Origin of the sequence: Mesorhizobium sp. M0563, assembly GCF_040321065.1 — a bacterium.
Taxonomy (GTDB): Bacteria; Pseudomonadota; Alphaproteobacteria; order Rhizobiales; family Rhizobiaceae; genus Mesorhizobium.
Map to the genome: position 1 here is coordinate 40933 of NZ_JAMYQV010000028.1, position 25173 is coordinate 66105.

Sequence of the window (25173 nt, forward strand, 5' to 3'; positions counted from 1 at the left end):
GCTATTCCGATGGTTCGATCCAAATCATGTCGTAAGCGCTGCGGATCCGATCGAGTTGCTTCTCTTTGGGATCCAGACACTTCGCGGCCTGCTTAGCCGCATCGCCCGCGGTCTTTGCGATCATTGCCAGCAGGGTCAGGATCAGATCGTCCTTCTTCCCGATTTCCTCGAGCGCTGACTGCAGCTTCCTAGCCTCGCCAGGCTCTTCCGCCTCCCCGACCAGCACGCCCATTATTACCTTGATACTGCTTAAGTATCGCTTCAATCCCGGTTGGTCGACAATCTTTGCATTGTCACAGATTATCTTCGAGATGTGGCTGACCAGCTGAACACTATTATAGACAGAGATAAAATATTCACTGAATATTTTTGCTGTCTCAGCAGGTAATTTACCTACCTCCGCCTCGAATTTTTCGTCGAAAATGGCATGCCAGGACGTGCCGGCTCCGAGCGACACGGACAATGTCCATTTGCTGTAGGGGACAATTTTCTTCTTTGCAGAATTCGTCGTCTCGTCGACCAGATCTTTGAGAAAGCTCGCCTGCAACGCCGCCCGGCCATTGCCGAGTCCTACGAGCATACTCTTGCCCCACAGCCCGATGCCCGATCGCGGCACATGGCCGTCCCACGGTCCGCCCGGCACCGGAACCCACGCCTTCTTGACTTTGTCGTAGACCTTGCCGGGGTCCTTGGCGACGGGCAACATCGCCTCGCCGGCCATGGCAAACCACAGGAGGCGGATGGCGTCGAACATGAACTCGGCCGACCGGGTATGCGCGCGCTTAATATCCGAGGGCGTTTCCGCTGTGACGGCCGCCTTCGAGATCTCGTCAAGCTCCGCGATAATATCGTTCAACCGTCCGATCAGTATGCTGAGGGCCGCCAGCGATTTGCGGAAATCGGCGATGCCGAACTGCTTGAACTTGGCTTTGGGGTGCGTCGGCTCAGCTGTTGCCAGTCGCTTCCCGGCTAGCTCATAGAACTTCGCGGTCTTGGCCACTGCTTTTCGATTGTCGAAGTCAATCGTCTCGAACGGAGCAGGAAGCTGGCTGGGATCATCGGCTTTCTTGATCCGCTCAGTTCGCTTCGCATTATCCGTCCGCAGTAATCCGAACTTGAAGTCTGGCGGAGCGGGCTTGTCCAGTAGGTTGCCATCGTTCGTCCAGGTTTTCAGCTCGATCGCTTTCTCGATGTCGGCGAAGCGGAGAGACCAGCCAACTTTGCCAACCGGGTCGACCGGGCCCCCTTTTGCGGGCCGATAGGCCATGTGGACATGGCCGGAATTTATGTTGAGCACCCCAAGCGTCGTGCATTCGTGGTCCGCGTCGGCGTTGCCGCTGCAGCCGGCGAAACCGATGAGACAACCTTTCTTGACATCTCTGTCGTGGCCGACGAAGCGATTGAGGTGCCCGAATATCACGCGGTCATTTGGCGCATGCTTGGGGTAAAGCCAGGCGCGATTGCCGATGTCGTCGGGCGACTCGTTGTCGTAGAAGAATTCCACCCTGCCTTCGCATATCGCATAAACAGCGGTTTCGTGCGGAAACGGCAAATAGGAGGCGTAAATATCCACGCCCCCGTGGTTCTTAGTGCCGCCGCTGCGCACTTTGCCGAAACGACTGGACTTGGGATTGAACTCCGGTCGCCCGTAGTACCCGCGCAATTCCCCGGCGAGGTCATTTTTGGTCGGCGCCAGCTTCGACTGCGTGGGATAGGGGCGCGTCCCCGCCTGGGGAGGTCGGGGATCGAACAGATGTGGCGCATAATGTTCGGCTTCAGCCACTGCATAAAACTCCATCTAACCCATCTTCTCGGGAGCTTTCTGAAGGATCGAAAGGGGCAGTCCGAAACTGGCGGCCAACTCGAGCTTGGCCGCGTTGTCGACAGTGCCTGCGACCATCGACTCGAGCCTCGACGCGCTCGGCCGGATTGCCATGGATTCCAGGCCCGAGAGTTCGTCCTGATTGGAGATCTTGTCATCCCGGACCGTAGCGGAACCAGCTATGGCCCCCTCCGTATTCCCCACGACAAATGGCAGCGAGACGCCCGGTCTTGGCCGTTCCGCGAACTGGTCGCTAATACGCTGCAGCGTGCGTTTCACTGAATGGCGGCCGCGCGCCCAGGCAAGGTAGGGTCCGGCGGAACCGGCCGCGCCCGTGCTGCTCCACAGCTCCCGACTGATCCAAGTCAACCCGTCGCGCGCGGCATTGGCCTTCAGCACGTCCCAGCTCACACGGAACATCGGTGGGCTCGGCACGAAGACCTGCTGTCTGCAGCGACCAGCCCTCAACCGCAGCGCCGTGAGGTCGGCGGACTCCGGCCAGTCCGGGTCGGCATATACCAGCACTTGCTTCAGGGCGGCGTCGGAGTCCGCTTGCGTTTGCGCCGCTGCGGCCCGCTCAGGATGCAGCAGTCTCGTCAGGTTTACCAGCACCTCGTCGGCAATTTCTCGCTCGTCCTGCGCCAGTGCTTGTATGCCGGGGGCGAGATCGTAGGCCGTGTCGCCCGCCTCCGATCGTGCCTTGGCGTCCAGGAACAGGTGCAATCCCGTAAGCCCAGCAACCGGATTCTCGTATTTCTCGTAGAGCAGTTCTTCCACCAGCCGCTGGCTGGTGAAGATCGCCCTACCCCGCTCGAGCGCGCTTCTTGCCACTTCCACCGTTTCCCAATGGTCTGAATAGACGACGTCGGCGGTGGCCCTTGCCATCTGTATCGAGACGTCGAACGGGGTTGCCTCCCTGGCGCCGGCGGCAGGTGTCTGTGCACGCGGCCTGTCGTCATTGCTCGCCCGCAGGAAGATGCGTGTCTGCCAGTCCGTAGCCACCAGAACCGCTTGGCGCGCAACCTGACTCCCGCGGCTGAGCTCCAGGACGAAAGGCCCGTCTGAGGCATTCGCCTCGACCGCAACCGCCGCCCACAGCTCACTGTCGATAACCGCGGTGATCGGGGGCGGCCCGTCCAACCGGACAGCATCCCGTGTGGCACGCCACGGGAAGATGCGCGCTCCCTGGAAGGGTCTGCGGTGGTCGGCGTTGTTGGCGCTTTGGTGGGCAAGCACCAGAAGCCTAGGCCCGGTAAGCCTCTCGAGCGCCGCGCGTGCCAGGCTCTCGACCCGCCCGACATCGGAGAGCATTGGCCCGATTGGGGCGACGGCGGAAAATCGGTCGATGAACATGGAATGCTGTTGGGGGTTGCCGCTCAGCTCTACCAGTTGCTCTTGGAACGTCCCTGCCCGGCTAACCCTGATCTTGTAGAGCCCGGGGCTGAGATCGTCGCTGAAGGATCCGACCGACCGCGCCACGCGACTCAGCGCCGCGTTGAAGACGAACACTTCAGCGTCATGGTTGGTGTAGACGTCGAGCTGCGGCATCGTGCAACCTTCCTATTCGTAGTCGGCCGGGGTGGTGGCCCCGATCTCGATGAGGCGCTCCACCCCGCCTCCGCTCAGCTTGTAGAGGCCGACGCCCAGCGCAAAGTTCGCCCATCCCTGGTTGACCGCAGCGGTCTTCGATAGTGGCCCGGGCGGGTTGGTCAGTGTGAGCACTGTGCCATCCGGCGCCAGCGATCCGTCGGGGTGCCTAGGCCGGATTCGATACGTCGGATGCAGTCGTATCGCAAACAGCATGTCCTCTTCTTGCGGCACCGTGGCGAATTGGTCCTCGCCGCCCGGACCGTTAGACGTGCCATTGCGCAGGAAGTTGGCTAGCGACTTCGAGCGCACCTCGCCATTGGCGTCGGCGGCCGCGCCGTTCAAACCTTTGAGCAGGCGGTCGGTGAAGAGGCCCCGCACCTCGCCGTTTACTCCGATTGGCCCTTCATAGGAGTTGCGCCCGAAGCCCGAGGCGAACGCCATGAACACCTTGGCCGGCGGAGGAGGACGGCTCGCAATGTTGGCCAGACCCGCCGGCTTGGTGCGCGTATATTCGAGCGCCTGCGTGCCGCAGCAATCCATCCACAGCGCCAGCTCGTCGAAATGGGTTTGGTTGGCAAACCAGTCGATCCAAGCCGGAATCTCCAGGTTAGGCACCCAGCCAGTGCCCCTGGCATCCGCCGTGATTAGGCAGCGTGACCGCGCGTCTGGCGCGAGCCCATGGCCGGCGGTGTAGACATAGAGCCGCTCGGCGACCTTCGGCGCCGTGGATGTAACGAAGGGGACGAAGGCCGCGTCGAGGTCCGACGTAACGGGACGGGCGGCAACGAGATTGGTCACCATCCATGGCGCTCCGTTGATGCCAGTGGAGGTGATTAGCGTCACATCGGCCTTTGCGATATTGACCAGCCAGTCCGCAACGGCCTTGGCATCCTCCACCGCACCTGGCAGGTCGTTCGGCGAGTTGCCGTCCGGCCCGAACGTCGGATAGCTGCCGATGCCGACGACAATAGCCTGGTCTGACATGGCGCTTACCCACCAAACACCGGGCGCACACCGTAGGCCTTCCGGATCAGGGCCTTGTCGACCGCGCTGAGTGCAGTGTTGAAGCCGACCGTAAAGCCGTTCTTCGTCCAGCCGGTTGGGATGGGATACATCATGATCGATGTCGGATCGACATCAGTGCCGAAGACTTCGCTCTTGTCGTACCGATGGAACATGTTGGCGTCGATCTTGTCGTCGCTCCAGCCTTGCGAAGCCCGCATGTCCTCGCGCACCTTCTCCTTGTTCCAGTCGATGGACTGGGCCGGGTTCATGTGCTCGTGGACCAAGCCCAGCGCATGGCCGAATTCATGGAGTACGACGGCGCGCGCGTCGCCCTCGGCAAGCGCCGTGGTCATCCAGCCAAGATTCATCGTGCGCTGCGTGCGATCGACCGCCTGGGCGAAGCGGCCGAGCCTGGAGAAGCTGCCCATTCCCGGCTGGAAGGTGATGCGGATGTCGCCCCCGGCAGGATCGCGGCCGTTGTCGATCCAGAACTCGAAGCTGAAGTTTGCCCCGGTCTCGTCGGGCCAGGCTTGGGCAAGCGCCGCGACGCGCCGCTGCAGATCGAGCGCACCCTCCATGAAGGAGACGCGCAGCTTGACGCCGCGCCCCCAGAAGGCTGCATTGAGCAATGCGGCACGCGCATTGAAGCCATTGGCACTCGGCGGCTGGAAGTCTGCATCCTCAAGGCTGGAGCAGAAGCGGTGGTCGTGGACGGTCGTGTCGGTTGCAGACATGGTGGCAACCTCAAATGTCACGGCAGCAATAGATGATCTGGTCCTTGAGACCCGCCCTGAAGCAGCCGCTGATCGGCGCGCCGGCCCCGCCAAGAGCAGCAATGGCAGGATCGGAACTGCCCCAGTAGCCTGACGGCGCCCATCCGCCGGCGTTCATCGGCCCGCCGGTGACCACCGCAAGCTGCCCTTCCATCTTTGGCGGCGTGCCGGCGTTCGACCTGACGCCGGCGATGACGAGCTTGCCCTGCAAGGCGGCCTCGCGCGCTGCCGCTGCGTCGGACAGCGCTCTCCAGGATGCGTTGCCCTCGATGCTGTCGAGAATCTGATCGGCCGAACCCGAAACGTTGACTCCCAGACGATGAGCGACCTCGATCGCGTACTGGTGGCTTGCATTTCGGAACGGACCATTCGGCCCCGCTTGGGACCACGTTTCGGCGCAGACCTGCTGTACCCGCATCGCGTCCGGGTTGGGCGCCGACAGTGCCTCCAACTGGCCGACAGTCCGGACCATCGACGCCTCGCCTGGATTGTTGCCCTGGAAGTTTATCGTTACAGGCGGCGCGCTCGGCAACTGCGCGAGACGCGCTGGATCAGGGGCCATCGGTGCCAAGGTCGGGCGTGCATCCGTCCCGTATCCATAGCCGTCAGCCGGGTTCTTGCGCCTGCCGTCGAGCAACCAGTCTGAATCGAAATTTGGCGAGACCTTCACCATGGCCACCAAGATGGCGAAATAGGCGAAAAAACCGACGCCGAGTCCCACACCGTAAGCGCCGAAAAGGTCGGTGTTGTTGGGAAAGAGCGATAAGACCGCCGCGCCACCGACCACGCCAAGCAGCGTCGCCAGGTCGCCAAAGCTGATATCACCACGGCGGTAGCGGTTGACGAAATAAACATTCCAGCCGAGCACCAGGCCGAACGCCAGTGCGCCTGCGATTTTCCAGTCCATGATTCCTCCCCGCTCGCTGTTCAACCCCAGGTCATGACTGGCCTTGCCAAGCGCTCGACATGGCCATTCGTGTTAGACCGCCAATCGCTGCCCCCATGCTCAGCCAAGCCACTGCACCGACGCCGGCGAGAAGAGCGGTCTCGATTGTCACTCCCGCTGCCAGCGTAGTTGCCCAGGCTGCGAAGCGCAGCCTCGCTTGTGTTCCGACCGGCCGCCCGTGCATTATGCGATCGACGACGATCAGGGTCACGACGGCACCGATCGATGCCGCGCCTAGCTCAGGCAACATAGCCGCTATGATGTTTGAGCCATCCACAAGTCCATCCCTCGCCAGGCCCAGCAGCCACCCAACGTCAAACGCCAGAACCCAGAATATATTACAAGCTTACTTGAGATTCTGGCCCTGTACAGACCTAATTTCGCTTTTTTTACCACGTCTTTTGCGCAACCGGAGACTAATCACGGGTGGGAGAAATTGTCCGTGGCGGGTCAAGTGAAACAGTGAAACGGCGCGTTCTCTCAATGTCGGCTTTGGACCACCCGCAAACCGGCTCCTCTCTCGCGATCGGGATCACGCTTCCGATAGGGGACTTTGCCACGTGGCGATATCCAGCTACCAAGCTAAACCGCTATCTCTCGTCTTGGGACTGGCGATGTAGCGGTCCGCTAACTCGACCCCAGACCGTTTCCTAGGTCGCACCTACGCTTTTGCACGCCAAGTCAGAATTGGCCAGCCGCGGCAAGGGAGCTCAGATCATACATCTGGCTTGCCACGGCTCCCAATGGGTAGAGGACCCGCGCTTCGCACTTTTGTGGGAAGCCCTGTGCTTCACTTGTCCAGCGGGGGATATCCTTCGAGAACATTCTCGCCGATTGGGACTTGAGGGCAGCGGAGCTCGTGAGCCTTCGGCGTGCGATGCAGGACTCGTCGATCGCGCGAGGTCGTGGGACGAGTTCGAGGGCCTGACAAACGTCCTCTTCCAGTCAGGAGCGCGAGCGGCCGGGATACCGCTTGTCGCACTTCCCAAGTACCGTGACGATGCTGATCGACTCGTGCCCAGTCGTGTCGTTCCGCGAACCGAGTAGGAGGGTGCTGGTCTTAGCTCCGAGGACGTGGAAGCTGAGCTTGCCGTCTAGCACCTGCCGCGTGAGCTGGTTGAGGTCGATCAGCGTCAAGCGCGTGCCCCTGCTGATGCAGCACATACGATTGGGTCATCAGGTCGTGGAGGCGCCAAAACACCGCTTCGCGCAACATCCAGCTCCGAAACGGAGCATTCCACTTGTAGGCGGGGTTGAGCGAGAGCAGGCCCGCGACCGGGCCGCTCGGAATAGCGACGCGTTCCAGTTGGCAAGGTTCAGTTCAACGGCGTCCTTGGTCGACGACTACCACATTGCAAGCCGGTGGTCAGATACGACTACCCGCTGCAAGCGGCGACTTTCAAGTTGTCAGCTCAAACGTCCGTTTGTCCGCTCACTGCTGGTTCCAATTGGCGAGGCGGAGAGCGGAAAACGCCCATATCCGACCTTCCTTGAGGCCCATTTCGGACGCCGTCTCACCAAGACAGCGCATTGGGATCAACGCTACACGCCGGACAACGTTCTTAGCAGAAGGCCGCCACACCCGCACATGCCGGTGAGCTAGGCTCAACGAGCGAGCACAAGCAACCTACGTCTTCTGGAGTTCGTCGGGAGCTTGCGCCGTCCCGCGAAGCTCGGTCGCCCTGAGTGCCTGATTCAGCCTCTGCAAGGGCCCTTTGAGCGCGCGCTCGAGGAGGACGATATGTTGGATCATCCAAGCATTGATCTCCGGCCAGTTCTCACGGTTGTAGCCGTCGAACGCCTTTGCACACTGCACCCGGCTTGCCTTTATGTCGTCCAGGCGTTTCCACGTCAGTTCGGATCCGAATGCCTGCTCGATCGCGTCCTTCTCCAGGAACAACCGATCGAACATCCACTTGTTTTCCTCGGCGCTCGATCGCTGTAGGCTCAGTTCGACACGCACTTCGTGCTTGCCGAAAATCAAGGCGTAGTGACACGATGAGATGCCGCAGCCCGCACTTACCCAGCTGTCTTGCGACGGGCTAATATTCTGAAAAAGCTTGACTTCACTATGTTTGAGGGCGTCTAGCGCCTGATCCCAGAACGCCAATCGGATGTGGTGTCGGCTCTTTTGAGCACCTTGCGCAGTTTTCTCTTCGCTGTCCTTCGAGGACATGCGGATCATAAACTCTTCGGCTTCTGGAACCGGAATGATCTGCCGAATGTCGAGAAAGATCTCCTCGCCGTATGAATATGGGCTGACCTTGAAGCACTGTGTGCGAATGCCATGGCCCAGGAACCAAATAGCCGTCGCGGTCACCTCTTTCCGAAATTTCGCGGCAATCATAATCAGGCGCTGACTATTGCCACTGTTGAGCACCACCTCCTCGAGTTCGTCGACTTCAAGGAACTCGCATAGGCGTTCCTCTGCATTGCCACCGCCGCAGCAGCGGTCCAGGTAGAGCTGGTAGATGTCTGTAATCTGCGCCTTGGTCAGACTTGAGCAGTAGGCTGCATATTTGAGTGCCTGCCAGACGACGTCACGTCCCGTATCGTCCAGTTTGTTCTCAATGATGACGAGCTGGCCGGCTTTGTCGAGGGCAAGAAGGTCAAGGCGCTCGCGCGTGTCATTGAAACCATCGAATTCCTTTTGGATAATTAGGAGGTCCTCGCCCAATGCCCCCGGCATATCGGCTAGCCATTCCTGAAGGTGAGCTCGTTCGCTAATTCCGAGCTCGGAAAAGCGGCGTTCCTCCAAGCGACTGATGCGATTTTGGCTTCGTTGGATGAGGAACATGGCGGTCCCTTTTGATGGCAGTCAAAATTGATGTTCGGCCCCGCGGCAGACGACGAGCTCGATCCATCGTCCACCTCATCTACGCCGGCGCGCAGTTTGTAGCTGACAAGAATTAAGAAACGCCCGCGACTTTGGCTCTCATTTCGTCGGGGAGATTCACAACAAGTTTTGAAGCTCTGTCGCTGCCGCGCGGATTTCTTGCATGGCTTTCATCACCGCATCCAGGGCAATATTGATAGCTGCCAGGCGCAATGAATGCCAAGACGACATAGGGTCCGTCACGTTCGGTCTTGAGCCGAAGTCAGACTTCATATCGCCCAAGCTATCGATGTTCGTATCTATCTGCCTGACAACTTGACCGGTGGTTGCACGCTTTAAGGCGTGAAAGGCTCTCTTGAAGAACATGGGCGCTCTATTCGACCTGTTTCTTGTACGGTGCGCGCTTTCCCGGCTTAGGCGCTACAGCGTCCATCACGCCGCACAGATCGTCCATCGACCAGAGTGTCTTGGATACACCAGCAGCCATTGCCGGCGACATCTTCAGCGTCTTGTGGATGCGGATGAAATTGTACCAGACGGTATAGAGCGCAACCATGTGCACGTGGTTCTCGAACTTCTTTGAGAACGCATTGATAAGACGCGTGAAGCGGCGCATCTGCATCCGCATTGTCAGGTTCTGGCGTTCGACATGCGACGTGCTGACGTGCGCCAGATAGAGCTCGCCTTCGGCGTTCCTGTGGCACTGCCTTGCCTTCCGGCTCGCCATACATCTTGACCAGCACGGCGTAGTCAATATCGGCGCCAAAGGCTTCCTCGACCGCGTTCAGATAGGCCTTGTGACCATCGGTCGTAAGCTGGACGCGGTTGGCAAGGCGGTCTTTCACGTCATCCATGAATGCCAGCGCATATTCGCCGTCTCGACCGCCGACCCCCCACGAATGATAAGCTTGCTGTCGCTGTCCAGAGCGGTCCACGTCCATGTGTCGCAGCGCCGTCAACTGCGTTTTCCATCGCCGCGTCGTTCTTTTGCTTTGCTGCCGTGAAGCTCCAGATTTCGTCGCACTGAACGCGTTTGGTCTTCACGTCGCGGACTTCGCGGTCGTGCAGATCGGCGCAGAATTTACCGGCATCGACAAGCAGGAGACACTACTCCGGGGCTTCGAGCGCTCGGGAAACAGATACGATCTAAACTGGCCGTGCAGCCTGACTGCACGGAAGAACGCCAGGACGAAGCAAATGGATCTGCGGAAGCTCGTCGCTTCGAGTGAGGAAGAATCCGAATGTGTTAGCTGCCAGGGCAGCCGAGGATGCGGGATTGACGAACTTCCCGCTACCGATCTCATTGACTGGTGCCTTGGCATAAGCAGCCTTAATCAGGTCGACAGGAAGTCCAGGGAGAAGGGCGTTTTTTGCATTCTGCATCGTAGACCTATGCCCATAATTCAAACTGAGACACTACCGTCCTCGACTACGCTTTGACAACCCACAAGATTAGGAGCAATATTCTTAGTTCGCTTGGCTTTGCGGAGGCAACGTGCAGATGATCCAGTCCGTCCCGCCCTTCCTAGTTGTGCTGGCAGCGATTATTCTGCTACCGCTCATACCGGCGCTTTTAATATACATTCTTTTGCCAAGTAATGCGCACGTAAGTGGACCGCTAGAGGGCTTTAGCGTTAATCTAACTGGTGCGTTTGCAGGATATTTTGCTCTAGTTATACTCTCAGCCGGTATAACATACAAAATCAGGCCGGATGAAAAAGAATTTCCAAAGTATGAAGAATATACAATTATGGGGTCTATTGATCTAACTGGTCCAGAAGTTGTCGTAGATTCCCGAATGGTCTTAATGTCTCTTTACCCTCCCATAGAAAATGTAAGGCAGATTGGATCTAATCATTTGGAGTGGGTTGGCAAGATACCAATGAAAAGAGAGTCCTCCGGAAAACTGTCTTTTCCTTATGACCGATTAGTGTTCGAATACCCCGGGTACATCGCACAGCAAATGTATCTTAAACTTGGGAAGATTGAGGAAGACGCTCACAAAGTTACTTTCGAAGCCGTCGCTATGAAGGAAAAGCCAGCTAAAGCCGATTTGAAGAATGTGGAGATGACAGGTGCGCACTAGTCGCCGTGTTCGGACACTTTCAGGATTCGTGATGTGCCTGGCGTTTTTTGGGGCTGAAGAAGTGCGGGCGGGTGGTCTGATTGGAGACCTCATTACCGGGGCTGCCCAACCGCTCCCTCGCGCCCCAATTACCCTTTGCCCCAGCGGCGATCCGTCGGGGGAATCTTGCCGAAACACGATAACGGGATCAGACGGCTCTTTCTATATTCCCGATGTTCCCGCTGGTTCTTACGACGTGACCACGCCAGGACTTGGCGACAAGAATTTGTCCGGCCAACTTGTGGTCCCGAACAACGACGACGATTTCGGTGTTGTGCTCGAGGCTAAATAGGCGACTTTGTGATGACTTGAGAGACGAGCAGCGTTCCGGAATTACCTCAATGCCAACCTTGTCCCTGGACACAGTGGTGGTACACAGATGCAGTAGCGGGAAAGGAATAACCGATAAATTCTAGATGCTGTGGGGCGAGTTCAATCCTCTCTCGCAGCACCAGATCATTATCCGGCAACGTCAGGCCAACGGCGAAGTGGATCTTTGTCAGCAAGGACGCGCCGTTCCTGAGCGACACGCGGCAGAGACTCGGAGGTGATGAGTGCGCGGTGGGGATAATCGAACTGGCGAGCTATTCAGCTACGTTGATCTCGGGGCGCGGGTTCGGCGCAATCATCCATTGCGGGCGATCCGGACGATCGGCGAATACAGCGCTGGGAGCCTGAGTTCGCGGCGGTCGAACGATGGGACTGGATTTGAACCTGTGATCTTCAAGTTATGAGACTACGACTACTTGGCCGGGAAGAAGATCTGATTGAGTCGGCAGTGAAGAACGTCGATTTCGCTGATGGGCTGACAAAGCCTCCGCCCGTTGGTCATCCAGGACGGTGATTAGGCTTATCGTGGTTGGATCGGCGGCGCTGCAGCGGTTGCGAGCAGCGCCAGGAAGAAGGCACACAAAAGCCTCAGCCAGTTGAGCAGGAGGCTGAAGTTGTAGCCGACGGCGGCCAGCACGGCGTTGTTGGCGTCACCCTCGGAGAAGGCCAGAAAGTTGCGCCCCATGCGGTGGTCGTTCTTGAGATGGCCGATGACCGGTTCGACGGCGGCCCGGCGTCGCAGCGCCCGTTTGACGGCCTTGGTGAGGCCGCGCTTGTAGCCGGCGACATGAACCTTGAACATCTTTTCCTTCGGCGCGTTGTGGCCGCGATAGCCGGCATCGGTGACGATCTTGCCGAGGCTGACGCCGATCGTTTCCTCGATCGCCGGTAGGATGGTGGCCAGCGTGTGGCCGTCATAAGGATTGCCGGGCAGCGCCTTGACATGGGCGACGAACTGGCCGCCGCGGCTGCGCTGCAGCGGGGTGGCGACCGAGACCTTGACGCCGAACTCATAGGGCTTGTGGGCCTTGCCCTTGCCGATGCACTCGACCTCCGGAGCGTGCAGGGAATACACCTTCTTGCCTCGCTCTCGCTCGCGCTCGCGCTGGCGCTGGTCCCCGACGCGCCGGGCCAGCGACAACGGCAGGCCGAAGACCGGCATCAGGCCCGGTCGCCCGGCGAGCTTGCGGGTGATGTCGCGGATCACCGCTCCCAGCATAGTGCGCAGCCGCTTGAGCTGCCGGTTGGCCCGTTTGAACTGTTTGGCGTGAGCATAGCGCTGATGCTTGATCAGCGCGATCTTGCCGACCCGCGCATAGGACTGGCGCAGGCGGATGCCGTGTTTCTTGGCCAACTTGACCAGCCGCTCGCGGGCGCGATGCATCAGCTTGGCGTCGGTCGGGAAGGTGGATGGCCTTCTCCTGCACGGTGGTGTCGACGATCACCGCGCGGAAGTCCGACGGCTTGGCCGCTCCCAGCCTAGTGGCCGCCGCAAGGCTTTCCTGGAGCAGTGCCGTCAGCCGCTCCTCTCCCATGCGCAGGCGCCAGCGCGTCAGGGACGTGCGGTCGAAGGGCAAGCGGTGCTGGAAGAACTCCTCGCCGCAGAACAGCTGATAATAGGGGTTCTCCAGCCAGCGCTCGCACAGGTTTTCGTCAGACAGGTTGTGCATCGCTTTCAGGATGGCCAAGCCCGCCATCAGCCGGGTCGGCAGCGGCGGCCGGCCGGGATCGTCGTCATAGACCTCGCCGAGCCGCTCTTCGAGGAAGCGCCAGTCGATCGCCGCCGCCAGCGTCACCAGCGCATGATCCATATTGAGGATGTGGTCGAGCCGGGATCGCAACAGGTCGGTCTGACCGCTGTCCCGCCGTTCCTTCGGCCGCATCGCTTTGCTCCTCTCTCCGGTTCCGAAAACACCATCGAATCACGCAACGCAGACGCAATTATTTTGCCGAAAATCATCGCCAGAGGCCACGATTTCCGGCAAAATCAAAGCCGAAATCAGGGGAAAATCCTAAGCTGAATCAAAGCGTTCCGAGTTTTTCACGGGCGACGATTGAAAGGGAACCTTCCTTGTCATCTTTGCATCACGGTCAGTCTGCTCGAGAGTGACCGCTGCAAACCGGGAGCACAAGCGGGCTGGGCAAACGTCGCAACAGATCCTTCAAGGAAATTTATAGACTCTTAGCAACTCCGGTTCGCTGTAAATGGTAGGCTTAATGCAGCGTCTAAGTCAGTGGGGTCCAAACCGTGGCTTATTCTCCGACCCGCCGAACTGCGTGCAATTTCGGCTAAAGGCAATGGCAAGAAGAGCGCCCATCTTGTTTGTTCGACACAGCCATATCGGCTCAAACAGCATCTTCACGGCCACCGAGATTGTCCGGTCGGTGGACAACCAACTATATAATTTGGTTCGAAAGCTGTACATCTGTGGAGAACGCGAAATGACAATTTCAGTAGGACGAGTGCCCAGGCCTTCCAAGTGGCTTGGTCCTGACCAATGCTGACACTGGTCAGTCGCCTACGGACGGCAGCGCATTTAGATCGCCTTCGAATCCTAGGCCTTTGCGCGCATGCGGACCTAACTGTCTGCCAGCTAGCGGAGATTCTGGGTCTGCGTCGTGAGCACGTTGTACGACACGTCCAGCTGCTGGCCAGAGCCGACTTTCTTTACTGCAACGAACAACGTCCGTGGTGCTCGTACCATCTCAAAGCAGGAGGTAAGGACGGCGGGCTGGTTCAATTGTTGGTTGATCTCCTGCCCCATGGCGACGGCTATCATAAACGGGACCTGCAGCGGCTCGAAGCGGTACGACACACGCGGCCAAAGGGATCCGCATGCTTGATCGTGAAATAGGTCATCCAATTGGAGCGCGAAGCTACCATGGACAACTCCGCCGACGGCGCGATCGCACAGCCCGACACCTACGGGCGGTCTTCCTTGGCCGCGGTTGATTGCCGCGTTCACGAACTGCTTCTGAGACAGGAGCGGCAGGAGCGGACCACCCTTAAGCTCATCGCCTCAGAGAACTTTGCGTCCTCGGCCGTGCTGGAAGCGAACGGCTCGATTTTCACGAACAAGTACGCCGAAGGGTACCCCGGTGGGCGCTACTACGCTGGAAATGAGATCGTTGATGAGCTTGAGAATCTAGCCATTGAGCGCTTGAAAATACTATTTGGCAGCGAGCATGCCAACGTCCAGCCTTATTCCGGCTCGCCGGCCAACCAGGCTGTCTATCGTGCGCTTTTGAGCCCCGGTGACAAAGTCATGGGCTTCCCCCTTCCGGAAGGGGGCCATCTGACTCATGGTTGGGCCATCAACTTTTCCGGAACAGACTATAAGCGCGTCCCCTATGGGCTGCACGAAAAGAGGCAGCAAATTGACTATGGCCGTTTGCGCGAAACAGCAAAACGCGAACGGCGTCGGCTCATTTGGGCTGGCGGTACTGCTTATCCCCGTATCTTTGACTACGCGGCAATGGCAGAAATCGCTCTGGAGGCGAACTCCTACCTCGTGGCCGACATCGCGCACATCAGTGGCCTGATTGTCGCTGGAGTGCATCCGAATCCCGTACCCCATTGCGACGTCGTCAGCAGCACGTCTCACAAGTCGATCCGCGGTCCCCGCGGTGGCTTCATTTTGTCAAGGAATGAAGATCGCTATCAAGCGCTGTATCATTCGAAGGGCAAATACAATCTCGCCAGACGAATAGATCGCGCTGTCTTCCCTCAACTGCAAGGCGGCGCCCATATGAATGTTATCGCGGCGCTAGCTGTCGCTTTGCGGGAAGCCGCGGACCCGTCCTTCCGCAGTTACGGCCAACAGATTGTCAAAAATGCCAAGGCTCTGGCCCAGGCGCTTCTGGACCGAGGTTATGACCTGGTCACCGGGGGCACTGACAATCACATGCTGATCCTTGATCTTCGCGATCGACCACTATCAGGCAAGGGCTATGCCAAGCGGTTAGCAAAGGCAGGCATCATTACGAGCTTTAATATGGTGCCGGGCGACGCGCGCCATCCTGCGGTCACAAGCGGAATTCGCCTGGGGGCGCCAGCAGTGACGTCAATGGGCATGCGCGATGTGGAAACGGTGCAAATTGCTAGCTTCATTGACTCCGTCCTCCGGCGAGCCATACGACGAAGATCTCCATGCCTGCGTGCGATGAGACGTTGCCGACTTGTGCGCTGCGTTCGAGGTCCCGGGCATCACCGACAGGTAAGGTGGGCTAAGCAACATGCCCCATACAACTCCAACACCCGAAGCGAGGCATTTCATGGCTAGGCAGTTCGTGTTCTCTTCCGAATCGGTTGGCGCGGGACACCCGGATAAGTTGGCCGACAACATCTCGGATGCCATCCTCGATGCCATCCTCCGCACCGATCCCAAGGCGCGCGTCGCCTGTGAAGCGTTGGTAAAATCAGGGATAGTCGTTCTGGCTGGCGAGATTACCAGCGATGCGCGGGTGGATTATAGCCAAGTTGCGCGCGATACGATTCTCGATATTGGATACGACGATGAGGCCGTCGGCTTTGACGGCCGGCGTTGCTCCGTCGTTCATGCACTCACCGAGCAATCGCCCGACATCAGCCAGGGCGTTGACGAGGGACGAGGGCAGGACCTCCAGCAGGGAGCGGGAGATCAGGGCCTCATGTTCGGCTACGCATGCCGCGAAACCGATACCTTGATGCCTTTGCCGATCCAGCTCGCTCATCGCTTGGCGAAACGACAGGCAGATGTCCGGAAAGCACGACAGCTTGGCTGGTTGCGTCCTGACATGAAATCCCAAGTCTCAGTGCGCTATGAGGGGTTGCGCCCGGTCGCCCTGGATACCATCGTCGTATCGACCCAACATGACGAGCAGGTCTTGCAAGAGACGGTCCGCGAGGGCGTCATTGAGGAAATCATAAAGCCTGTCCTGCCGACCCACCTGGAGACGGAAGGCATCAGAATTCTGGTCAACCCGACGGGGAGGTTCGTAGTCGGCGGGCCGCGCGGCGACTGCGGTCTCACTGGACGCAAGATCATCGTCGATTCCTATGGTGGGATGGGTCGTCACGGCGGCGGCGCCTTTTCGGGCAAGGACCCGTCCAAGGTTGACCGCTCAGCTGCCTATGCGGCCCGGTATGTTGCAAAGAATATCGTCGCTAGCGGACTTGCGGACGTCTGCGAGGTGCAGCTTGCTTACGCAATCGGCGTGGCCAGTCCGGTTTCTGCCATGGTCAACACGTTCGGGACAGCGAGGGTTGAGGAAAGAAGGATCGAGCGCCTCATTCTTGAGTTGTTCGATCTCAGACCGAAAGGCATTATCAAGATGCTTGATCTCCTACGCCCTATATACCGCAAGACCGCGACCTATGGCCATTTCGGCCGTGAAGAGCCTGATTTCACCTGGGAGAAGACAGACAGGGCCGACGAATTGCGTCGCGAGGCAGGACTCGCCGCCCCGTGAGGGCCGACGCCGAATGGATTGGCATCCGGAAAGCCCATTCCAACTCGCCAGACCCGCCGGCCGGCCGGCGTGGCAAGAAGCCGTCGGGATTTTCGCGGAGACATTGATGCCGGACTATGACGTGCTTTGTATCGGGAATGCCATCGTCGACATCATCGCCCAGTGCGACGAGGCGTTCCTGGAGACCAACGGCATCATCAAGGGCGCAATGAATTTGATCGACACGAGGCGCGCCGAACTGCTCTACGGCCGCATGGGCCCGGCCATTGAAGCCTCGGGCGGCAGCGCCGGCAACACGGCGGCCGGCGTCGCCTCCTTCGGCGGCCGCGCCGCCTTCTTCGGCAAGGTCTCCAACGACGCGCTCGGCGAAATCTACGCGCATGACATCCATGCCCAGGGCGTCGCCTTCGACACCAGGCCGCTTAACGGCGAACCGCCGACAGCGCGCTCGATGATCTTCGTCACGCCGGACGGCGAGCGCTCGATGAACACCTATCTCGGCGCCTGCGTCGAGCTCGGCCCGGAGGACGTCGAGGCCGACAAGGCGTCGGGCGCGGCCGTCACCTATTTCGAGGGCTATCTGTGGGACCCGCCGCGCGCCAAGGAGGCGATCCGGCAGACGGCGAAGCTCGCCCATGCGGCGGGGCGCGAAGTGTCGATGACGCTATCGGATTCGTTCTGCGTCGATCGCTACCGCGTCGAATTCCTCGATCTGATGCGCTCCGGCACCGTCGACATCGTCTTTGCCAACAGCCACGAGATCAAGTCGCTCTACCAGACCGCTTCATTCGACGAGGCACTGGCCCAGATCCGCAAGGACTGCAAGATCGCCGCCGTCACCCGCTCGGAAAAGGGCTCGGTCATCGTGCGCGGCGACGAGACCGTCACCATCGAGGCCACCAGGATCCGCGAGCTGGTCGACACCACCGGTGCCGGCGACCTCTACGCCGCCGGCTTCCTCTACGGCTATACGCAAGGCCGCAGCCTGAAGCAGTGCGGCGATCTCGGCTCGCTGGCGGCCGGGCTGGTCATCCAGCAGATCGGCCCAAGGCCAAGGCAGAATTTGCGTCGCGAGGCGGAGCAGGCGGTATTGCTGTAGGTGGGGAGCCAAGAACCAGCTGCCCATCATTCTTAATCCAGCCCGAGCCTTTTCTTCAGTTCCGCATTCTCCTTGCGGAGACGATCGGCAAGCAGGCTCTTTAGCCGCTTGTTTTCTTCCTCGAGCGCGACGAGATCCTTCAGCCCGTCACTGTCCGCCGCCGGCGCCGCCGCCTTCTTCCAAAGATAATATGTCTGTTCCGAGATGCCGGCTTGCTTCACCGCACTCTTGAGAGTAGCGCCGCCACCGATCGAGGTCTCGATCTGCGCCAGCTTCTGGGCACGATCCTTCGCGGAGTAGCTCTTTCGGCCCGTTCGCGCTGACGGCGGTGCTTCAGTGGTCGCGGATATCGGCTTGGCAGGCGCGCTCGCCTCAGCTTCTGGCTTCCTCGACCGCCGCGCTCTCGTCTTCGGTTTTGGCGTTTCCGTTTTGTCTGCCGGTTCGCTATGAACTACTGCTGACTCGGTCTCCAGGGGATTGGCCATGAAATGCTCCACTCGCGGTTTGTGCAAAGGTTCAGCATCAAGGGCCACTACAGTAGAGTCAACAAGCTGACGATTTAACGGCTCGACTTCCTTTGTTGTCTCGGCCATCGCCGCGGCGATGTCGAAATTGCCCCAGATGGAACGTGCGGATTTTTGATAATTGCGCTTTTGTTTGATTTCCACGGTGAATGGTCGCGTCTGCCGCCTCATAGTTCCTTCCTGAATAGGAGAATGAAGTCGCCGCTCGAATTTTTTGGCGCTTCCTGCTTAGCGCGGAGCATTATCGTATAGCCGCTCACCGGGCAAGTGATGCCGGTCTTCGATGGCTGACCATCTGGGGAGATTTGAGCGGCTTCGCACGTCCTGCGCATGCCTGTAAGGCCGCCAAGTTTTCTGGGTTAGCAGGCGCGCACTGTGGCAGCTTGGCTTGTACGGCGAGGCCATGGTTGAGTGAGGCGAAACAAATCCAGCCCCGCGGTCAATCCCGAGGCTTCCCACAATGGCGAAGAGAACATCTTCACTCGTTCCTTTTGAGCACAAGACCTTCCGTTCGCTATGGTCGGCTGCACTCATTTCGAACCTTGGCACCCTAGTGGAAGGTGCGGCGGCAGCTTGGCTGATGACGAGCATCGCAGCAGTAATTTTTGATCGCCCATTCGTGCTGTGTACCAGCCCTGTGTCTTGCGCAAGTGGTCACGAACGGCTGCCGGAGCCTCGAAGACGCCCTAAAACACATGCTGCGATTTTTGAACACGCTTGACGTGTTAGATTAATTCATCCACGATGCGTGTGTTGAACACGCGAGGTGAGTTATGAACATGAAAGAGCTTAGGCTTCGACTGGGCATGACTCAAAAAGATTTGGCAGAGCAGATGGCAACGACGCAACAGACTGTGGCCCGTTGGGAAACAGGCAAAACGCAGTTGAACGTCGAGCAGATCAAGGACCTTTGTCTCACGTTGAAATGCACGGTCGAGGAGCTGCTGGGCTGGAAGATTGATGTCGAGGAGTGGCGCACGAGCCCGTTTGCAATTGCCGATGCCGAAACGCGATACGGCACGCTCAGAATCAAGACGACTGTTGGCAGCCGCCAATATCCTATCGATGAAAAGGGGCGTGAATCGATTTTACGTCAGTTGAAGGAACTTCATAATCTGCGTAGAAATAACGCAAGCAGGCCATGGCTGTATTGTTGGAGCCTTGACAACAAAATACTCTTGATAAATCCGCAATATGTCCGCACCATTGAGCTTATCGGTGACGATGTAGAGGAGATGCCAGAGTATTATCATCCAGAAATCTATCGGGCTTTGGATGACTGGGATAAGGGTGAGGTTTCAGGAAAGCTGAAGAAAGAATGCGATGCCATCATCGCAGAGATGGGTGATCAGGAAGCCGTGCACATGGCCTCCTATGTTCGCGTCACATATGACGACGGAGAAGATGAGTGGAACTTCTTGGATGAAGAAACCGCTACGACTTTCTTCGGATTGGAAGCTGCGACCTTTGACGTTCCCCAGTGTAGTTTCGCCGAAGTGGAGGAAGAAGGTTACTACCGAGCGCGATACGCCAACCTTGATCGCGTCGTGGTGATGGAGGTTCCAAGCGACCGTTATCACAGATTGACCGCGCCCGAGGAAGCTTAGAACCATCCACGAAGGGCGCATGTTACATCTCGACCTTGCGTGGTGCGTTTTCAGTACGAGATGACGTTAAGCGTAGGTAGTGGCAGGTAAGAGTGCTCGACCAGAAGCTCAACTGCCTCCTCAATATCGCTGCCGATGTGCCGCAGGACACGTCCACGGGAGCGTGGATAGGCGTGAAGTTCCTGCACTCCACGGTCCGCTCTCCCATCGCCGGTGTGTGCCCGACGCCATCTTGTGGACGAGCTTGGCCGCCTGCACCCGGTTGTATTCCGGCTTGCGGTGCGCCTGGGCGGTCCGCCGCGATGGCTATCTCCATGTCAATCGGCGCCGAACTTTGACTGCCCGCTGCTTTGATGAATTTGGCGAGGTCCCGCGCATAATCACTCTTGGTCTTCTCCTTGAGGCCCTGTGTCGCGAACTTGTGGTCCAGCAGGGCAAACAGGTCCAAGTCCCCTTCCGCCTGTGGCGCTGGCTTGCCCTCACCGCCCTCGGCTTCCCAATTGGGGACCGCTTCTGCGCGCTGCACCGTGGCGATTGTCCGCCCAAGACGCATCACAAGATCGAACGCCAAACCGTGCGCGTGCACGACGATTTGCCGCTCAGGCCTCATTTGGACAGGACTTGAGCTGGCCCGGTGGTTTGAGCCGGGTTACCTTGAGCCGGTGGGCTGCGAACAAGCAGTTCGAGACATTGGCCTCGATCACTTCGCAACACGCCGCTGCGCCTGGCCTCGGTGTGCTCCCCCCGAAATCGTTGTGTCATATCACCGAGGGCATCACGGCCAACAGCTTCCACATGGGCAACAGCCTCGCCATTGAGCCGAATATGGTCGCGAGCAGATCACCAACGAAGCGGTCGGAACCTCGGAGCCGAAGTTCGACGCCGAGGTGGTTCGCATGATGCGCTAAGCAGCACCACGGCGCTTGCCGGTATGTTTGCTGCCGGCAGCCGACGAACTCCTATCCTCCTGGACAAGGGCGCCGTGCGTCATTGCTTTGATTTACCGGCCGCTCAAGGTTTCCACAGTTTTCGCTTTCGAGGCGACCTTTGGAACATGCCAACGGAAATTTAACATAACGACATAAACATTTCTTTATGCGGCGTTGACAAAGAAGCGAACTGCTGTAATTGTCTCCCGCGTCGTGGTTCTCCGTACGGCGCTGCCGCAGCGGAGCTAAGAGGGAAGCCGGTGCGATGCCGGCGCTGCCCCCGCAACTGTTAGCGGCGAGCCAACCCCACTCATGTCACTGAGGCGAATAGCCTTGGGAAGACGGGTAGAGGCTATGACCCCGCGAGCCAGGAGACCTGCCACGGCGAATTACGTCCACGGGCGGGGTGTCTCGGTGGCCGCTGCAGCCTGGCGTTCGTGCCGGCCTGCTAGCGCCTTCCTTGTCACCGACGCCCCAACCATCGGGGTCTGGCATGACTATCTCTCAGCAAATTCCTGTAGCAACGCTCGGCGTGCCGCGCTTCGGTCGTCGGCGAGAACTGAAATTCGCGCTTGAAAGCTACTGGTCCGGAAAATCGTCCGCTGCCGACCTTCTCACGACCGCGAAGGCGCTCCGTGCCGCTAGCTGGGAGGAGCAGCACGATCGCGGCGTGTCGAAAATCCCGTCGAACGACTTCTCGCTCTACGACCATGTGCTCGACACCGCAGCCATGGTCGGCGCCGTTCCATCCCGTTACGGCTGGAATAGCGGCGAGGTTCCACTTGACATCTACTTCGCAATGGCGCGGGGCAACCAGGGTCAGACGGAGGATTGTCGACACGCTGGTCACCAGCAGGCGGCTCATCGGTCTGATGTAACCGCGATGGAAATGACCAAGTGGTTTGACACCAACTATCACTACATTGTGCCGGAACTCAACGATGATCAGACGTTTGCCCTCTCGTCGACGAAACCGGTCGATTACTTCATCGAGGCTAAAGCTCTCGGCGTTCACACACGCCCAGTCATCCTTGGACCGATCACCTTCCTCAAGCTGGCGAAATCGCCTGCCGAAGGATTCGATCCCATCGCGCTCCTGCCGCGGCTGCTGCCCGTCTACGAGCAACTCCTGCAGAGGCTGAAGCTGTCTGGAGCCGACTGGGTGCAGATCGATGAGCCAGCGCTTGTCCTCGATCTGAACCCGAACGAACGAGCTGCGTTCGAATTCGCCTATGGCCAGCTGTCGAAAGCCGCGCCCGAGCTGAAGATCATGCTGGCTACCTATTTCGGGCCGCTGGGAGACAATCTCGAAACCGCGGTTTCTCTGCCCCTGGCCGGGCTGCATATTGATCTCGTGCGCGCTCCCGAGCAACTGGAAACGGTGGGTCGGCTCGCACCGAAGGATCTGGTGCTCTCGCTTGGCTTGATCGATGGCCGCAACGTCTGGCGTGCGAACCTGCCCGCCATTCTCGACCGCATCAAACCGATCGTCGCCGGCTGGCCCTTGGACCGCGTCGAGATCGCGCCTTCTTGCTCGATGCTGCATGTGCCGATCGACCTGCGCATGGAGACGGAACTCGACGCGGACATCAGGTCGTGGCTCGCCTTCGCGGCCCAGAAGACCGACGAGTTGGTGTTGCTGGCCCGGGCCCTGTCCCAAGGCAGGGATGCGGTGGCAGGCGCGTTGAAAGCGTCTGCCGAGGCTGCCGTCACTCGCGTGGCATCCACGAAGATCCATGACCCGCTTGTTGAGGGGCGGATCGCCAGCATTGACGACAGCATGAAGCGACGAGAGAGCGCTTTTGCCGAGCGCTCCAGAGTCCAGGCCGGCACGCTCGGGCTGCCGCCGTTCCCGACGACGACCATCGGGTCCTTCCCGCAGACGCCGCAGGTACGCAGGGCGCGGGCCGCTCATGCGAACGGCCAGCTGAGCTATGTCGACTACGAGACCTTCCTGAAGAAGGAGATCGAGGCTGCAATTCGCTGGCAGGAAGAGATCGGGCTGGACGTGCTGGTGCACGGTGAGTTCGAACGAAACGACATGGTACAGCATTTCGGCGAGCAGCTGTCCGGCTTCGCCTTCACCCAGCATGCCTGGGTGCAGAGCTATGGGTCGCGTTACGTGCGCCCCCCCATCATCTTCGGCGACGTATCGAGGCCCAATCCGATGACGCTGCGCTGGTGGCAATTCGCCCAGTCGCTTACGGAAAACCCTGTGAAGGCAATGCTCACAGGCCCGGTGACCATTCTCAACTGGTCTTTTGTTCGCGACGACGTACCCCGCTCCGAAGCATGCCGCCAGATCGCGCTCGCCATCCGCGACGAGGTGACGGATCTCGAATGGTCCGGCGCAAGGATGATCCAGATCGATGAGGCCGCGTTTCGCGAAGGATTGCCACTGCGCCGGTCTGACTGGAAAGACTATCTCGACTGGGCTGTCGAATGCTTCCGGATCGCCTCAACGGGTGTAAAGGACGCGACTCAAATCCATACCCACATGTGCTATTCGGAGTTCAACGAGATCATCGACGCGATCGCCGAAATGGATGCGGATGTAATTTCGATTGAGACGTCGCGCTCGAAAATGGAACTGCTGGACGCCTTCACGAGCTCGAAATATCCGAACGAAATCGGGCCCGGAGTCTACGACATTCACTCACCACGTGTCCCGGAAGTCGGGGAGATTTCGGATCTCGTCATGCTTGCCCGCGAGCGACTGTCCGATGCCCAACTGTGGGTAAACCCGGACTGTGGCCTCAAAACCCGCAAGTGGGAGGAGGTCCGCCCTGCCCTCATGAACATGGTTGCTGCAGCACGCGCGCTCCGGGAGAAAGTGTAGGCCGGAGGGTTTCCTGGTTGCTCACCATGTGGTGAGTTAGCGGCTGCCGCATGTCGGCCGTGAATGTGCCAAAACGCGATCACATCCTTTGAAATAAGTCACTCGAGCGAGAAAGTGCACTTTCCTTCGGCACGTGTACTAATCGCGCAGGAATAAAGGGAAGCGTTTTCTCCCTGTGACGTGTCGAGTTCGAAGGGGATGTGATTGGCGTCGAGACCGCTCCAGCCATGGGTTATCAGCACGCCGAGTGCGTTGTTCTCGATCAGTTCGTAAAGGACTTCTCGGCTCGGTTTATCGAAATGCGCGGGTACATACATGACAGGTTCCTTCACTGGCCGCCGGGTTCGCTGTTCACCGGTTGACATCCGATGGCAAGCGTTCCAACGCGGCGGCGATCTGGCGCTTCGCTGCTGAGGGCAGAGGCAGGATGGGACGCGGGGGGTCGGCACGGCAAATGTCGAGCAATTCGGCAAGTGCATAGACGACGCGAAGGCTCGAGAACTCCTTGAAGAGGCTCCAGAGCTGCGCAAGCGTGGCATCGATCTGTCGCGCTTCGGCCGCATCGCCCTGTTGCGCCGCCGTGACGATCTTCACGCAGACCTCGGGCAGGATGCCGGCGAGGACGCTGTACCATGTGTCGGCGCCGGCGATCATGGCCTCTGCGGCGTTCCAGTCGCCGCTGTAGCCGATTGAGAACCCTTCCGGCACAGTGCGCCTCTGGTCGGCCAGATGGCTCTTGATCGCATCGCCCTTGTCTGTCGGATTCTTGATAGCGACAATCCCACCCACCTTTGCCAGGCGGCTGACGAGTGCTGGGGTGAAATGGAAATGCGTCGTTCCTGGATTGTCGTAGACGACAATCGGCAGGCCGCTCTCGCACGCCACCGTCGAGAAATGTTCGAACACCTCGTCCTCAGTGAGCGGGGTATAGGAGGCGGCCGCAAGCAGCCCCGCGGCAGCTCCAAGGGCCTTGGCGTCCTGCGCGAACCTCACTGCTTCATCGGTGCGCAGCGCGCCCACACCCACCAGGAGCGGCATTCGCCCGGCGATTTCGTCCAAGGTCTCGGCGAGCGTCCGTCGCCGTTCCTCGCGCGACAGATACATGTAGGTGCCGGTGCTGCCGAGAAGACCGATGGAGTCGACCTGAGCGGCGCTAAGCCGAGCAATCAGCCTGCGCAGAGCAACGGTATCGACGCGGCCGTCACGATCGGCGGGCGTGATGGGAAACGCGGAAAGACCGCTCAGGAATGCCATGGCAAGGCTCCAGGTTTGTGCGTGAGCGCAGGACTGGCCGGAC

18 protein-coding genes, 3 pseudogenes and 1 riboswitch are annotated in these 25173 nt (G+C 59.3%); of the genes and pseudogenes, 7 read left to right on the top strand and 14 right to left on the bottom strand.

Going from position 1 to position 25173, the window contains the following annotated elements; genetic code table 11:
* Nucleotide 1 precedes the first annotated feature (1 nt).
* The 9 genes and pseudogenes from NKI50_RS27260 to NKI50_RS27300 form a co-directional block, all read right to left on the bottom strand.
* The gene (locus NKI50_RS27260) at nucleotides 2-1798 is read right to left on the bottom strand and encodes a M23 family metallopeptidase (protein ID WP_352718141.1); all 1797 of its coding nucleotides are present in this window, start codon (nucleotides 1796-1798) and stop codon (nucleotides 2-4) included.
* The gene (locus NKI50_RS27265; RefSeq protein WP_352718143.1) at nucleotides 1799-3370 is read right to left on the bottom strand and encodes a hypothetical protein; all 1572 of its coding nucleotides are present in this window, start codon (nucleotides 3368-3370) and stop codon (nucleotides 1799-1801) included.
* Nucleotides 3371-3382: 12 nt separating this feature from the next.
* On the bottom strand, nucleotides 3383-4396 hold the full coding sequence (locus NKI50_RS27270) for a caspase family protein (protein ID WP_352718145.1): 1014 nt from the start codon (nucleotides 4394-4396) through the stop codon (nucleotides 3383-3385).
* A 5-nt stretch (nucleotides 4397-4401) separates the two neighbouring features.
* A complete protein-coding gene (locus NKI50_RS27275) occupies nucleotides 4402-5151 on the bottom strand; it encodes a M12 family metallopeptidase (protein WP_352718147.1) in 750 nt (249 codons plus the stop codon).
* Nucleotides 5152-5161: 10 nt separating this feature from the next.
* A complete protein-coding gene (locus NKI50_RS27280) occupies nucleotides 5162-6097 on the bottom strand; it encodes a DUF2304 domain-containing protein (protein WP_352718149.1) in 936 nt (311 codons plus the stop codon).
* Between the two features lie 984 nt (nucleotides 6098-7081).
* The gene (locus NKI50_RS27285) at nucleotides 7082-7273 is read right to left on the bottom strand and encodes a hypothetical protein (RefSeq protein WP_352718151.1); all 192 of its coding nucleotides are present in this window, start codon (nucleotides 7271-7273) and stop codon (nucleotides 7082-7084) included.
* A gap of 490 nt (nucleotides 7274-7763) precedes the next feature.
* Nucleotides 7764-8933, bottom strand: coding sequence for a DUF4268 domain-containing protein (locus NKI50_RS27290; protein WP_352718153.1), 1170 nt, complete (start codon nucleotides 8931-8933; stop codon nucleotides 7764-7766).
* A gap of 156 nt (nucleotides 8934-9089) precedes the next feature.
* Nucleotides 9090-9338 carry a hypothetical protein gene (locus NKI50_RS27295; RefSeq protein ID WP_352718155.1) on the bottom strand — a complete coding sequence of 83 codons (249 nt, stop codon included), beginning with the start codon at nucleotides 9336-9338 and terminating at the stop codon, nucleotides 9090-9092.
* 7 nt (nucleotides 9339-9345) lie between these two features.
* Nucleotides 9346-10073 (bottom strand): annotated as a pseudogene (locus NKI50_RS27300) (IS1 family transposase); the annotation flags it as partial.
* A gap of 400 nt (nucleotides 10074-10473) precedes the next feature.
* Here NKI50_RS27300 and NKI50_RS27305 point away from each other — a divergent pair.
* Entirely contained in the window at nucleotides 10474-11058 is a 585-nt protein-coding gene (locus NKI50_RS27305; RefSeq protein WP_352718157.1) for a hypothetical protein, read from the top strand.
* A gap of 889 nt (nucleotides 11059-11947) precedes the next feature.
* Here the strand turns inward: NKI50_RS27305 and NKI50_RS27310 are convergent.
* Nucleotides 11948-13310 (bottom strand): annotated as a pseudogene (locus NKI50_RS27310) (IS5 family transposase).
* A 999-nt stretch (nucleotides 13311-14309) separates the two neighbouring features.
* On the opposite strand from NKI50_RS27310, the pseudogene glyA reads away from it, so the two are divergent.
* The 3 genes and pseudogenes from glyA (at nucleotide 14310) to NKI50_RS27325 (ending at nucleotide 17977) form a co-directional block, all read left to right on the top strand.
* Nucleotides 14310-15594: pseudogene (glyA, locus tag NKI50_RS27315) on the top strand (serine hydroxymethyltransferase).
* Nucleotides 15595-15702: 108 nt separating this feature from the next.
* Complete coding sequence (gene metK / locus NKI50_RS27320; RefSeq protein ID WP_352718158.1) at nucleotides 15703-16878, top strand: methionine adenosyltransferase; 1176 nt, start codon at nucleotides 15703-15705, stop codon at nucleotides 16876-16878.
* A gap of 106 nt (nucleotides 16879-16984) precedes the next feature.
* Nucleotides 16985-17977, top strand: a complete 993-nt coding sequence (locus NKI50_RS27325; protein ID WP_352718160.1) for an adenosine kinase — start codon at nucleotides 16985-16987, stop codon at nucleotides 17975-17977.
* Nucleotides 17978-18009: 32 nt separating this feature from the next.
* On the opposite strand, the gene NKI50_RS27330 is transcribed toward NKI50_RS27325, so the two are convergent.
* Nucleotides 18010-18672, bottom strand: coding sequence for a transposase (locus tag NKI50_RS27330; protein ID WP_352542143.1), 663 nt, complete (start codon nucleotides 18670-18672; stop codon nucleotides 18010-18012).
* 289 nt (nucleotides 18673-18961) lie between these two features.
* Between NKI50_RS27330 and NKI50_RS27335 the strand changes: the two genes are divergently transcribed.
* Entirely contained in the window at nucleotides 18962-19222 is a 261-nt protein-coding gene (locus NKI50_RS27335) for an MFS transporter (protein ID WP_352718162.1), read from the top strand.
* A 52-nt stretch (nucleotides 19223-19274) separates the two neighbouring features.
* Nucleotides 19275-20108, top strand: coding sequence for a helix-turn-helix transcriptional regulator (locus NKI50_RS27340; protein WP_352718164.1), 834 nt, complete (start codon nucleotides 19275-19277; stop codon nucleotides 20106-20108).
* Nucleotides 20109-20130: 22 nt separating this feature from the next.
* Here NKI50_RS27340 and NKI50_RS27345 read toward each other — a convergent pair whose 3' ends face one another.
* The gene (locus NKI50_RS27345; RefSeq protein WP_352718166.1) at nucleotides 20131-20679 is read right to left on the bottom strand and encodes a hypothetical protein; all 549 of its coding nucleotides are present in this window, start codon (nucleotides 20677-20679) and stop codon (nucleotides 20131-20133) included.
* Between the two features lie 555 nt (nucleotides 20680-21234).
* A riboswitch (cobalamin riboswitch) is annotated at nucleotides 21235-21435 on the top strand.
* A 95-nt stretch (nucleotides 21436-21530) separates the two neighbouring features.
* Between NKI50_RS27345 and metE the strand changes: the two genes are divergently transcribed.
* A complete protein-coding gene (gene metE / locus NKI50_RS27350) occupies nucleotides 21531-23876 on the top strand; it encodes a 5-methyltetrahydropteroyltriglutamate--homocysteine S-methyltransferase (RefSeq protein WP_352718168.1) in 2346 nt (781 codons plus the stop codon).
* 98 nt (nucleotides 23877-23974) lie between these two features.
* Here metE and NKI50_RS27355 read toward each other — a convergent pair whose 3' ends face one another.
* Nucleotides 23975-24193 carry an FMN-binding negative transcriptional regulator gene (locus NKI50_RS27355; RefSeq protein WP_352718170.1) on the bottom strand — a complete coding sequence of 73 codons (219 nt, stop codon included), beginning with the start codon at nucleotides 24191-24193 and terminating at the stop codon, nucleotides 23975-23977.
* A gap of 34 nt (nucleotides 24194-24227) precedes the next feature.
* Entirely contained in the window at nucleotides 24228-25130 is a 903-nt protein-coding gene (locus NKI50_RS27360) for a dihydrodipicolinate synthase family protein (protein ID WP_352718172.1), read from the bottom strand.
* Between the last annotated feature and the right edge of the window lie 43 nt (nucleotides 25131-25173).

Excerpts from the sequence above, each read along its gene's own strand:
- NKI50_RS27260 (WP_352718141.1), bottom strand. The coding sequence starts at position 1,798 with ATGGAGTTTTATGCAGTGGCTGAAGCCGAACATTATGCGCCACATCTG.
- NKI50_RS27265 (WP_352718143.1), bottom strand. The coding sequence starts at position 3,370 with ATGCCGCAGCTCGACGTCTACACCAACCATGACGCTGAAGTGTTCGTC.
- NKI50_RS27270 (WP_352718145.1), bottom strand. The coding sequence starts at position 4,396 with ATGTCAGACCAGGCTATTGTCGTCGGCATCGGCAGCTATCCGACGTTC.
- NKI50_RS27275 (WP_352718147.1), bottom strand. The coding sequence starts at position 5,151 with ATGTCTGCAACCGACACGACCGTCCACGACCACCGCTTCTGCTCCAGC.
- NKI50_RS27280 (WP_352718149.1), bottom strand. The coding sequence starts at position 6,097 with ATGGACTGGAAAATCGCAGGCGCACTGGCGTTCGGCCTGGTGCTCGGC.
- NKI50_RS27290 (WP_352718153.1), bottom strand. The coding sequence starts at position 8,933 with ATGTTCCTCATCCAACGAAGCCAAAATCGCATCAGTCGCTTGGAGGAA.
- NKI50_RS27295 (WP_352718155.1), bottom strand. The coding sequence starts at position 9,338 with ATGTTCTTCAAGAGAGCCTTTCACGCCTTAAAGCGTGCAACCACCGGT.
- NKI50_RS27305 (WP_352718157.1), top strand. The coding sequence starts at position 10,474 with ATGATCCAGTCCGTCCCGCCCTTCCTAGTTGTGCTGGCAGCGATTATT.
- metK (WP_352718158.1), top strand. The coding sequence starts at position 15,703 with ATGGCTAGGCAGTTCGTGTTCTCTTCCGAATCGGTTGGCGCGGGACAC.
- NKI50_RS27325 (WP_352718160.1), top strand. The coding sequence starts at position 16,985 with ATGCCGGACTATGACGTGCTTTGTATCGGGAATGCCATCGTCGACATC.
- NKI50_RS27330 (WP_352542143.1), bottom strand. The coding sequence starts at position 18,672 with ATGAGGCGGCAGACGCGACCATTCACCGTGGAAATCAAACAAAAGCGC.
- NKI50_RS27335 (WP_352718162.1), top strand. The coding sequence starts at position 18,962 with ATGGCGAAGAGAACATCTTCACTCGTTCCTTTTGAGCACAAGACCTTC.
- NKI50_RS27340 (WP_352718164.1), top strand. The coding sequence starts at position 19,275 with ATGAACATGAAAGAGCTTAGGCTTCGACTGGGCATGACTCAAAAAGAT.
- metE (WP_352718168.1), top strand. The coding sequence starts at position 21,531 with ATGACTATCTCTCAGCAAATTCCTGTAGCAACGCTCGGCGTGCCGCGC.
- NKI50_RS27355 (WP_352718170.1), bottom strand. The coding sequence starts at position 24,193 with ATGTATGTACCCGCGCATTTCGATAAACCGAGCCGAGAAGTCCTTTAC.
- NKI50_RS27360 (WP_352718172.1), bottom strand. The coding sequence starts at position 25,130 with ATGGCATTCCTGAGCGGTCTTTCCGCGTTTCCCATCACGCCCGCCGAT.